The sequence below is a fragment of the Stenotrophomonas sp. PS02301 genome, assembly GCF_029959485.1.
GTDB classification, from domain to species: domain Bacteria; phylum Pseudomonadota; class Gammaproteobacteria; order Xanthomonadales; family Xanthomonadaceae; genus Stenotrophomonas; species Stenotrophomonas maltophilia_Z.
In genome coordinates, this window is record NZ_JASCOO010000016.1 from 52,877 (window position 1) to 63,193 (window position 10,317).

Below are 10,317 nucleotides of genomic sequence, written 5' to 3' on the forward strand. Positions count from 1 at the left end.
ACGCCGCGGCGGCCTTGCCCGCTTCATTGTGGACATCCCTGCCATCATTCCCGCACCTCTCCCTGGGCGTACCCACGCTGCACCAGCTCCGGAAGGTAACCCGAGGCGGGCAGTGACGCCATGAGGCCGACCTCCTGCCTGCGCTCACGGGGCGCGCTGCGCCGCCTCCGCTTCCGCATCGTCGCCCGGGCCGGACGGCGACCAACCGCCCCCCAGGGCCAGGAACAGGTCCACCTGGCGGTCAATCAGCTGTGCCTGCGAGGACGCCAATGCGGATTCCGCATCCGCCAGCGCCGCCTCTGCCGAGAGCACGTCGATGAAACCGATTCGGCCGAACCGGTACAGCTGCCCGGCCTGCGCACTGGCATGGGCGGCGTCCTCACGCGCTCGGGCCAGGCTGGCCTCGCGATCGAGCGCCTGCGAGTAAGTGGATAGCGCGGTGTCTGTCTGCTGCAGCGCCTGCACCACGGCGCCATCGAAGGAGGCCAACGCCGCCTCCGCACGCGCATTGGCCGCAGCGATCCGGGCCTTCACTGCGCGCCGGTTCGGCCAGCGCCATGACAGCAGCGGCCCGACGCTGGCACCGACGCTCTCGCTGGCAAGCAGCCGCCGGGGGGCATTCGCCATGCCGGCCGAGGCGCCGAGGTTGACCTGCGGATACAGCTCGGCGGTCTCCACGCCAATGGTGGCCGTCGCAGCGGCCAGGCTGCGTTCTGCCGCACGGATGTCCGGACGCCGCTGGATCAGCTGCCACCCGTTGCCCACCGGCAGGGGCCGATCCAGCCGGGGCGGTCGCGCGCAGGCGCTGACCTCCTGCGGATAATGGGACGGCACCCGGCCCATCAGCGCACCCAGCTGAGCCACTGCTCGCTGACGTTCGGCGATCAGCTGCGGAACGGCCGCCGCACTCCGGTTGACCGCGGCGCTGGCACGGGTCACGTCGAACTCCGTGCCGCGCCCACCGGCGGCAAGCCGGCGGGTCGCATCCAGCGTGTCGCGCTGGGTCGACAGCACACGCTGGGTCGCTGCCAGCGTCTGATTGGCGGCGCAGGCGCCGACGTAGGCGCGGGTCACCGCCGCCGCGACCGTCACCCTGACGTGGTCACGGGCCGCTGCGACGGCTTCGGCATCGGCGCTGGCCGCTTCGATGCCGCGGCGGATGCCGCCGGCCAGATCCAATGGATACGACAGCGTGATGCCGAGCGCATAGGCCTGCGGCAGCGAGCCCGAGGGCAGCGTGTAGCCGCCCGCATGCGCGAGCGTGCCTGATGCCGCAGTGTCGGTGCGCAAGGTGCCTTGCGCCTGATGCTCCAGCACCACCGCCGAGGCACGCCGAAGATTGGCATCGGCCGCGCGCAGGTCCGTGTTGGCCCGCAGCGCTTCGGCCACGTAGGCCTCCAGCTGCGCGTCCTGGTACAGCTGCCACCAATGGTCTGGCGGCTCGGCCTGCGTATACGTTGGCGCTCTGCTTGAAGCGAAGCGACCCTGGGCATCGGGCGCCACCGCCATGGCAGTGGCCGGAACACGGTAATCCGGACCCGATACGCAGCCGGACAACCACAGCATCGCACTGATCGCGCCCACACGCCGAAGGTGCGCCCTCATTTGCAGGCGCCCCGTACCGTCGGGGTGATGGTGACGCTGGCCGTCCTGCCGATGATCAGGCGGGTATCAGGCGGGATGTCGTCGATCCGGATGCGCACGGGGATGCGCTGCGCCAGCCGCACCCACGCATACGTCGGCGCCACCGCGGGCAGCAGGTTGTGGGTGTTCGAGCGCTGGTCATCGGCGATGCCGGCAGCAATGCTCTCGACGTGGCCGTGCACGTCACGGGTGTCGCCCATCAGGCGCGCTGTCGCGTGATCGCCCTCGGTGATGCAGGCAAGCTTGGTTTCTTCGAAGTAGCCCTCGATCCGCAGGCTGCGGGTGGCGATCAGGGCCATGGCCTGGGTGCCCGGCGGCAGGAAGTCGCCGGGGTGCAGGTCCAGGTTGGTCACGATGCCATCGGCAGTGGCGCGCACTTCGGTCCGTTGGACATTCAGCCGTGCCACTCGTCGCTCGGCCTGCGCTTCGGCCAGGCCGGCCACTTCGGTGTCGACCTTGGCGGCGTTGCGCTCCCGTGTCTCGGAGGCGACCAGGTTGCCCAGGGCACCGTCCCGTGCCGATTCGCGGCGCGCCAGCGCAAGCGTCGCCTGGGCGCTGCGCAGCCGTGCGTCGGCCGTTTCCAGCGCGGCGGCGAAACGCGGCTGGTCCAGTACCAGCAGCAACTGCCCTGCCCTGACCCGCTGATTGTCCTGCACCAGCACCCGGGTGACCAGCCCGCCCTGGTCGGACGCGACCCGGACCACATCCGCGCGGACGCGACCATCGCGCGTCCAGGGATGCCGTTCGTATCGGCTCCACAGCGACAGAACCGCGATCACGGCGAGGGAGACCAGGCAGAGCGTAGCGCTCCAACGGCCAAGAACAACGAGCGTGTGCTTCATTTCATTTCTCAAGCAGGGGCACGAACTGGATCAACCATTCGGCCAGGATGACGAACAGGGACAGGCCGACCAGCGGGCGACAGGCAAACAGCCGGTACAGCCCGAGCCGCGCCAGCAGCCGCGACGCCATCAACGACAGCGCCAGCGCGGCAAGGGCCACGGCCATCAGGCCGGGGATGAAAACGCCATCAACGGAAACGTCGGGCAACATCGCATCAGTCTCCATGCGCGATCAGGGGTGCCAGCACATCGCGGCGGAGTGCGGCGAGCAGCAACAGCAGGCGCGTGCGCTCTGGCTCATCCCCCGCCAGCACCGCTCCCCGGGCACAATCAAGGCAGTCCAGCAGGTGCGTATCCGGGGCATGGCGCTGGAGCGTGTCGCGCTGGCAGTGATCGATCACCGCGTCGATCAGCGCTGCATGACAGCGGCGGATGGTTGGCGCGTCCGAACGGCTGCCCAGGCAGCGAAGCTCGGCAACCACATCGGCCGCACGCAGAGCGGCAAAGCCCGCGCGCAGGCACTGGCTGGCGCCTGGCTGTCCGCGCAGCCGCGGTGCCAGCAGACCCAGGCGGTCCACCATGCGGCTCCTCCAGCCGGCGACGTCACTCACGCCACCGCGCATCCGCCGCGCGACATCGTGCCGGAGCGCGGCCTGCAGCCTGCGGCGGCTGCGATGGGTATCCAGGGTCTGGAACAACAGCATGCTGCACAACGCGACGCCCATACCCACCAGCAGCGCCACGCTGCTGTTGACGGCGGCCACGAAATCCCATGCATTGGTGGCGCCGAGGCCGGCAACGAGCGGAAAGGTCAGCACCACGCCAAGTGCAGCCAGGGTGAACGCCGGCCGAGCCAGAAAGGCGCCGCTGAGCAGCAGGGCCGGCGCCAGCGCCACGGCCAGACCGACAAAGCCGGACATGCCAGGGAGGATCGCCAGTCCGTAGACCAGGCCGACCGCCACGCCGATGGCCGAACCGGCCAGATAGCGCATGACATGGCCCGCGGGCGCCTCGGTGGTACCGAACAGCACACACGCGGTGCCGATGATGGAGACGGCGGTCGCGCCGTCGGACCAGCCCGTCGCGATCCACACCACGCAACTCAGCACGATGCCGATGAAGGCGCCAAGCGCGCTGCGCAGGGCGAGCCGATGGTCCCGGTGCAGGACATGGCCACGCGCCTCGCCTGCGAGACGGGCGGGCACCTGCCGGCGCCAGTGCGGATCGTCGCGACCCAGCTGGTGTTCCAGCAGGCGGCAGTCGCGATGCGCGACATCCAGCCCGGCAAGATCCGCGGCCAGGCCCGCTGACAGCAGCGCCTGCCAGCTGTCCACGCCGGCCGCCTCCTCCACGTCCGCCGTGTCGTGCGCCGAGCCGCGGGCGGCCGGACACCCGCGTGCTGGTGCACGCAGCGCTGCCATCGCGTCCTCTACGCCGCTGGACAGCACCAGCACGTCGAGCATGCGGTCATGCAGCGCCCGCAGCACCTCTGCCTGGGTGACGCCGTAGGCGCTGTCGAACCGAAGGTGGACCGCCAACGTGTGCAGCTCAAGCAGGTCCACCGCGACCTTGGCGCGGTCTTCGGCAAGCACGGCCTCGGTCGCGCCGGCGCGCATGTCGCGGGTCCAGCGCTCGGCGTCGGCCAGGATCGCGGCAACGCGGACCTTGACCCGCCGCGAGACCGGGCGCGGCAGGAGCAGCGCGTGCACCAGCGTGGCAGCAAGAATGCCGAGGGAGATTTCCTGCACCCGCATGACGGCGACGCTGAAGACCGCCTCGGGCGCCATCACACTGGGGAACCCGATCAGGCTGGTCGTATAGCCGGCAAGCAGAAAAGCGTAGGCACGCGGCGTGCGGTCCAGCATGGCCAGATACAGGCACAGCCCCATCCAGGCCGCCAGCACCACGCTCAGCACCAGGGGTTCGTTGGCGAAGCGTGGCACCAGCAGCACCGTGGCTGCCGCACCGCCCAGCGTACCCAGCAGCCGGAACAGGCCGCGGCTGAGGGTGGCACCGGACATCGGTTGCGAGACGAGATAGACGGTCCCGATCACCCAGAAGGGACGGGTCAGGCCGATCCACAAGGACACGTACAGGCCAAGGACTGCGGCGACCAGGCATTTCAGCGAGAACAGTGCGGCTTCCTGGTCGGCCCTGAGCGCGGGCGACGTCAGCAGTGCAAGCGGCCAGACCAGAACGGTGCGGCGAACGGGAGGGGGCGACGGGTGCATGGCGCACATCGTAGGCACCGACCCGGGTGATCGAATCTCGCTACAATGCCAGTCAATCGCTAAATCCGGTCACGATAATGCCTCCCGTTTCCATCGCCGGCTTCGACATCGACCCGGATGTGACGGATCGGCCCGCCGTGGCCAAGCGCCTGCAGGTAACCGAGCACGCGGCGGAGATCCCGGTCCACGATCATCGCAAAGGTCAGCTGATCCTGGCCCTGCATGGGGCCGTCACCTGTGAGGTGGAACACGCATCGTGGATCGTCCCGCCACAATGCGGGGTATGGATTCCCGGTGGCATGCCGCACAGCAACCGTGCCACGGCGAACGCGCGGCTCTGTTACCTGTTCGTGGAGCCCGGCGTGGTGGATCTGCCACAGCATTGCGTGACGCTGACGATTTCACCGATGGTGCGCGAGATGATCCTGCATCTGGCCGACGCCCCGTTCGACTACCCGCGCGATGGGCCGACCGATCGCCTTGCCCGCGTGCTGCTGGAAGAACTGGTGCAGATGCCGACCGAACGGCTGTACCTGCCGGTGAGTCATCATCCGAAAATCCGGGCACTCGCCGCTGCCCTTTCAGCACATCCGGAAGACCGCGGCACGATCACCGAATGGGCCAAGCGCCTTGCGCTGGGCGAGCGCACGCTGACGCGCCTGATCGCCAGCGAGACCGGCCTGTCGTTCGGAAAATGGCGGCAGCAGCTCCAACTGCTGATCGCGGTGCGGGAGCTCGCTGCCGGCGCCCCGGTACAGCGGGTATCCGAAGGCCTGGGCTACGAGTCCGTCACGGCCTTCATCACCATGTTCAAGAAGGCGCTGGGGCTTTCGCCCACCCGTTACTTCGCCGCGCGCTCGCGCCGCCAGGCGGCGGGTGCCCCAGACCCCGACGCGCAGGCCTAGCGCGCCGGGAACGGGAACGCGGCGGGGATCAGCGCCAGCCGCGATTGTGGTTGCGGCGGTCCTGGTTCCAGCGACGCTGGTCATGTCGGCGGTCATGGCGACTGCTCCGCTCGTAGCGGTGGTCGCGGTCATAGCGACGATCGCGGTCGTAGCGATGATTACGGTTGTCCCGGCGATCCTTCGTGGTCACGTTGCCGATGGCCCCGCCTGCCACCGCGCCACCGGCGGTCATCAGCGGATCTCCGTTGGACAGCACGTGCCCGGCCACGCCCCCCACGACGGCACCGACCAGCGTGTTCTTGTCCTTGCGCGACATCGCATCCGCATTGCCCGCGGCGGTCACGCCAGCGGTCAGTGCCAATGCCAGAGCCAGGCCACGGAAGCTGAAAACGGTCGAGGTGAGCATGGTTGGATCCTCCAAGGGAACGGTGTTGAATCGAATCTGGTCGCCGAAGGTTGCCGGAACATTGCGTACCTGCAGATGAACCGACCCCTGTTCAGGTTGGCGTAGGCACGCCGGACACCACCATCGGCCGCTTCACATACGCATTTGCTATCGTGCCCTCCGTCAGTCCCTCCTTCTCTGGAATCCCATGCCCCGTACGCCCTCCACCGCCTCTTCCGCAGCAACGATGAACGCCACACTGGCAGCGGCGGTCGCGCGATCTGGAATGGACGAGCAGGCACTGCTGAAAGCAGCCACCAGGGAAGCCTACGAGCGTGTCACGCTCCTGTTGACCACCAGCTACGCCGATTTCAGCCCCGAGCAGCAGCGCAGGATCCGGGCGCTGCTGGACACCGCGCCTGCGGCCAAGCGCGAGAAAGCCCCCAAGGCCGCCAAGGCCCCGAAGGAAGATCTGCCGCCCCGTTTCTGGTTGCCGCACAGCGGCGCCACCTGGTCGGGCCGCGGGCGCGTACCGAACGCTTTCCTGTCCTGGGAAGGCACGGTCGCGCATACCGAATGGAAGAAGACTCACCCCGATCAGCGCTTCCCGTCCTATCCAGGCTGAGGCCGCACCCATGCCGCAGACCGTCATTCCGCAACTGCGCATGACCGATGCCGCGATCAGCGTGCCGTTCTACCAGCGGCTCGGGTTCGCGATCGACTGGGAACACCGCTTCGCACCGGACATGCCGCTGTTCGTGCAGATCAGCCGTGAGGGCCAGCAGATGTTCCTCAGCGAACACACCGGCGATTGCGAGCCCGGGGGCGCCGTGTACTTTCATGTGCCCGACGTGGACGCATTGCATGCCGCGTTCGTTGCGGCCGGCGCGCCGGTCTTCCGACCGCCGGCAGACGTGCCGTGGGGCGGGCGCGAAATGATGGTGATCGACCCCGACCACAACCGGCTGCGCTTCGCGACACAGGGCGACTGATCGAAGCGACTATGATGGTCGCCATTGAACGAAGCAGTGGTTGCAGATGAGTCGCGGAATCAAGATGCGCAAGGCAGTGGGCACGCACGGCACCCTGCACCGGGTGGGCGACCTGCAGAAGCGTCATGACGCGCAACAGACCCTGCCGACCCTGCTGTGCGATGGGTGCAACGTGCCGGTGAGATTCGTTCCCGAGCACAGCAGGCCCGGCGTGGATCGCGCCCCGCCCCTCCATTTCCCCGCCTACCTCGCCCTGAACAAGGGCACCGGGCATCTGCCCGGGTGTCGCTACATCGCGGCCTCTCATCTGCAGGCCCTGCTTGCCGCCGGTGGCGATCCCGAGTTCCTGCCGACGCTGGATGATGGGAAGCACGAGCTTCGCCTGCTGATCCTCCAGCAGGCCCTGAAACGCGGCAGCGCGGGGCCGGCACTTCTCCCGGCAGACGCACCATTCGACGGTCACCTGCGCACCCTCAACGACCTGCTGATCCTGCAGGCGATGTGCGAGGACGACACGCTGCTGACCGCGCAGCTGACCCTGCGCCTGGGCAAGAAGCGGGTCGATTGGGCGAATTTCCTCTACGGGCAGGACCGCTACGACGAGGCATGGGAACGGCTTGGCTCGGCATCCAGCGAGCTGCCGCTGGCGCTGCTCGGGACGGTGCGGTCACATCGCACGCCACAGCCGGGTGACCCCCATCGCGTCACCTTCCTCAACTGTGCCCCGAAGTATCAGCACACCGGCGTGACCGACCGCCGGGATTTCTACGAAGTCAGCGTCGGGCACACCGATACGGCGTGGCTGAAGTCCTTCCCGGTGGGCGCGGAGATCGTGATGTTCGGGCTGTGGCGCCAGGGAAGAAGCAGCACCGCCTCACGGCCGCACCCGACCGACCCGCGCCGGACCATCACCAGCATCACCCACAAACTGGCACTGCGGCCGAGCTTTACCGGGCAGTTGCGTGTTGTGGAGTAAACCGCACGGCCCTCATGGGTTTCTCGTGATCGACCCCGCACAGCGATAACGGCAGCCGTCGATATCGACGTGTATCACTACATTTCAAATGCGAATGATTCGTGATACTATTGTTAAGATTACTTGAAACCCCACACGGACGTCCCCAGCCATCGCCAGCGGGCTCCCATAGCCACGGAGTACTTTCGCGATGTCGCACCCCTCCCCTTCTTCCCGTCGTTCCGGCGCCACGCTGGCCGTCGCCATCGGTCTGGTACTGACCGCCCAGGCGCATGCCGATGCCGCTGCGGATGCAGCCGCCTCACCCCGCCAGATGGATACCGTGGTGGTCACCGCCACCGGCGCCCAGCAGTGGATCAAGGACGCCCCGGCCAGCATCAGCGTGATCACCCGCGAGGAGATCGAACGCAAGCCGGTCAGCAGCATCGGCCAACTGCTGAGCACCGTGCCCGGCGTGACCGGCGGCTACGCGCTGTCCGGCGCGCAGTCCAAGATCCGCCTGCGCGGCCTGCCCGAGCAGTACACCCTGATCCTCATCGACGGCCGCCGCCAGGGCAATTCCTCCGGCGTGAACTACCGCGATGACCTGGGCCCGCAGGATCTGAACTGGCTCTCGCCGGACATGATCGAGCGCATCGAGGTGGTCCGCGGGCCGATGTCCTCGTTGTACGGCTCGGATGCGATGGGCGGGGTGATCAACATCATCACCCGCAAGATCGCCGACGAATGGGGCGGCTCGGTCACCTTCAACTACAGCAAGCCCGATTCCCCGACCCGCGGCGATACCACCCAGATGGGCGCGCTGTTCAGTGGTCCGCTGACCGAGAACCTGGGCCTGCGCGTCGGTGCCAATGTCACCAACCGCGAATCGGATACCGGCCGCCGCCAGACGCCCGGCAACAAGGCCGAGAACGCCAACGCGCTGCTGAACTGGCGCGTCAATGATGACCACACCGTCGGCTTTGAAGCCTCGCGTGGCGAGCAGCGCAACAGTGGTGCCGGCGCGGTCGGTGCGTGGGGTCTGTCCAAGCTGGTGCAGACCGGCTACGTGGTCATGCACGATGGTCGCTACGGCGATGCCGCCACGTCCAAGACGACGCTGGTGCAGAACGATTACGAAGACAAGGGCAGCGTGGTCGGCAACCACTCCAAGGAGACGGTGTTCGATACCGCGTTCACCCGCAGCTTCCATTGGGGCGTCGAGCAGAGCTTGAACGTGGGCGGGCAGTGGAAGCGCGAAGAGTTGAAGAACGGCGACACCATCGGCACCGTGCCGGTCACCTGGACCGGTACCGGGCGGATCAGCCCGGTCAGTGAGGCCGACTCCTGGGCGCTGTTCGCCGAAGATCACATCACGCTGCACGAGCGCTTCATCCTGACCGTGGGCCTGCGCTGGGACAACACCGACAATTACGACGACAACCTGAGCCCGCGTGTCTACGGCGTCTGGCACCCGTCCGATGACTGGACCGTGCGCGGCGGTGTCTCGCAGGGCTTCCGCGCGCCCACCCTGAAGCAGGGCACCGCGGGCGCTGCGACCCAGTCCGGTGGCAACGGCTGCACCGCGTTGACCGTGGAAGGCTGGACCAACCGCTCGATCAGCGCCGATGGCACCACCGGCTGCTACATGGCCGGCAATCCGAACCTGGAGCCGGAAACCAGCACCAACTACGAGCTGGGCGTCGGCTACGACAAGAACGGCTGGTCGGCCTCGGCCACCTACTTCCTGACCGACTTCGATGACAAGATCCAGCAGGTCCCGCTGCGTGACATCCCCGGCCAGACGACCAGCTTCGTCAACGGTTTCTGGTGGACGGTCGCGCAGAACATCCAGAAGGCCCGTACCCGCGGCGTCGAAGCCAGCGTCACCGTGCCCCTGCATGAGCGACTGAACTGGATCACCAACGCCACGCGCATGCTGGAATCGAAGAACCGCACCACCGGCGCCAGCCTGCTGGTGGTGCCCAAGCTGACCGCCAATACCTCGCTGGACTGGCAGGTCACCGATGACTGGTCGCTCAACCTGAGCGCGCAGCACATCGGCGAACAGCTGGTGTCCTCCACCAGCGCCACGTTCGCCAAGGCGTATACCACCTGGGATCTGGTCACCGGCTACGACGTCAACGAGCACCTGACGGTGCGCGCGGGCGTGCTCAACCTCGGCGATGTCTCCACCATCGAGGAAGGCAACAACTACGACGGCGGCGCACGCACCTTCTTCGTGGGTGCCACGGCGCGGTTCTGACCGCGCCGGGCCGAGTGCAGACCTGAAGCAACGAAGGGGGGGGGGGGGGGGAACCCCCCCCCCCCCGGGGGGGGGGGTGCGCGGGGGGGTTTTAAAA

Annotated in this window: 10 protein-coding genes; 5 read left to right on the forward strand and 5 right to left on the reverse strand. The window is 67.8% G+C overall.

Going from position 1 to position 10,317, the window contains the following annotated elements; all coding sequences use genetic code 11:
• Positions 1-144: 144 nt before the first annotated feature.
• Genes QMX81_RS06865 through QMX81_RS06880 form a run of 4 tightly spaced genes read right to left on the reverse strand, consistent with a single transcriptional unit; the run spans position 145 to position 4,717 of the window.
• Complete coding sequence (locus QMX81_RS06865) at positions 145-1,605, reverse strand: efflux transporter outer membrane subunit (RefSeq protein WP_282259963.1); 1,461 nt, start codon at positions 1,603-1,605, stop codon at positions 145-147.
• Entirely contained in the window at positions 1,602-2,486 is an 885-nt protein-coding gene (locus QMX81_RS06870) for a biotin/lipoyl-binding protein (protein WP_282259964.1), read from the reverse strand. Before QMX81_RS06870 ends, QMX81_RS06865 begins: the two co-directional genes overlap by 4 nt.
• A 1-nt stretch (position 2,487) precedes the next feature.
• Positions 2,488-2,697 carry a DUF1656 domain-containing protein gene (locus QMX81_RS06875; protein WP_088433403.1) on the reverse strand — a complete coding sequence of 70 codons (210 nt, stop codon included), beginning with the start codon at positions 2,695-2,697 and terminating at the stop codon, positions 2,488-2,490.
• Between the two features lie 4 nt (positions 2,698-2,701).
• Positions 2,702-4,717, reverse strand: coding sequence for an FUSC family protein (locus tag QMX81_RS06880; RefSeq protein ID WP_282259965.1), 2,016 nt, complete (start codon positions 4,715-4,717; stop codon positions 2,702-2,704).
• 77 nt (positions 4,718-4,794) lie between these two features.
• Here QMX81_RS06880 and QMX81_RS06885 point away from each other — a divergent pair, with 77 nt between their 5' ends.
• Positions 4,795-5,622 (forward strand): helix-turn-helix transcriptional regulator, encoded by an 828-nt coding sequence (locus QMX81_RS06885; protein ID WP_336619082.1) that lies wholly within the window; start codon positions 4,795-4,797, stop codon positions 5,620-5,622.
• A gap of 28 nt (positions 5,623-5,650) precedes the next feature.
• Here the strand turns inward: QMX81_RS06885 and QMX81_RS06890 are convergent, their stop codons facing one another.
• Positions 5,651-6,028, reverse strand: coding sequence for a glycine zipper 2TM domain-containing protein (locus QMX81_RS06890; protein ID WP_088433405.1), 378 nt, complete (start codon positions 6,026-6,028; stop codon positions 5,651-5,653).
• A 187-nt stretch (positions 6,029-6,215) separates the two neighbouring features.
• Here QMX81_RS06890 and QMX81_RS06895 point away from each other — a divergent pair, with 187 nt between their 5' ends.
• From QMX81_RS06895 to QMX81_RS06910, 4 genes are all read left to right on the forward strand, one after another.
• Positions 6,216-6,632, forward strand: a complete 417-nt coding sequence (locus QMX81_RS06895; protein WP_282259967.1) for an H-NS family nucleoid-associated regulatory protein — start codon at positions 6,216-6,218, stop codon at positions 6,630-6,632.
• 10 nt (positions 6,633-6,642) lie between these two features.
• On the forward strand, positions 6,643-6,999 hold the full coding sequence (locus QMX81_RS06900; protein ID WP_088433407.1) for a VOC family protein: 357 nt from the start codon (positions 6,643-6,645) through the stop codon (positions 6,997-6,999).
• Positions 7,000-7,045: 46 nt separating this feature from the next.
• Positions 7,046-7,975: a hypothetical protein gene (locus QMX81_RS06905; protein ID WP_282259970.1), complete on the forward strand. Its 930-nt coding sequence runs from the start codon at positions 7,046-7,048 to the stop codon at positions 7,973-7,975.
• A 190-nt stretch (positions 7,976-8,165) separates the two neighbouring features.
• Positions 8,166-10,220, forward strand: coding sequence for a TonB-dependent receptor (locus QMX81_RS06910; protein ID WP_282259972.1), 2,055 nt, complete (start codon positions 8,166-8,168; stop codon positions 10,218-10,220).
• Positions 10,221-10,317: the final 97 nt, after the last annotated feature.

Bases quoted from the DNA above. Each gene is read 5' to 3' on its own strand.
- QMX81_RS06910 (WP_282259972.1), top strand. From the start codon at position 8,166: ATGTCGCACCCCTCCCCTTCTTCCCGTCGTTCCGGCGCCACGCTGGCC.
- QMX81_RS06890 (WP_088433405.1), bottom strand. From the start codon at position 6,028: ATGCTCACCTCGACCGTTTTCAGCTTCCGTGGCCTGGCTCTGGCATTG.
- QMX81_RS06895 (WP_282259967.1), top strand. From the start codon at position 6,216: ATGCCCCGTACGCCCTCCACCGCCTCTTCCGCAGCAACGATGAACGCC.
- QMX81_RS06870 (WP_282259964.1), bottom strand. From the start codon at position 2,486: ATGAAGCACACGCTCGTTGTTCTTGGCCGTTGGAGCGCTACGCTCTGC.
- QMX81_RS06880 (WP_282259965.1), bottom strand. From the start codon at position 4,717: ATGCACCCGTCGCCCCCTCCCGTTCGCCGCACCGTTCTGGTCTGGCCG.
- QMX81_RS06875 (WP_088433403.1), bottom strand. From the start codon at position 2,697: ATGTTGCCCGACGTTTCCGTTGATGGCGTTTTCATCCCCGGCCTGATG.
- QMX81_RS06885 (WP_336619082.1), top strand. From the start codon at position 4,795: ATGCCTCCCGTTTCCATCGCCGGCTTCGACATCGACCCGGATGTGACG.
- QMX81_RS06865 (WP_282259963.1), bottom strand. From the start codon at position 1,605: ATGAGGGCGCACCTTCGGCGTGTGGGCGCGATCAGTGCGATGCTGTGG.
- QMX81_RS06905 (WP_282259970.1), top strand. From the start codon at position 7,046: ATGAGTCGCGGAATCAAGATGCGCAAGGCAGTGGGCACGCACGGCACC.
- QMX81_RS06900 (WP_088433407.1), top strand. From the start codon at position 6,643: ATGCCGCAGACCGTCATTCCGCAACTGCGCATGACCGATGCCGCGATC.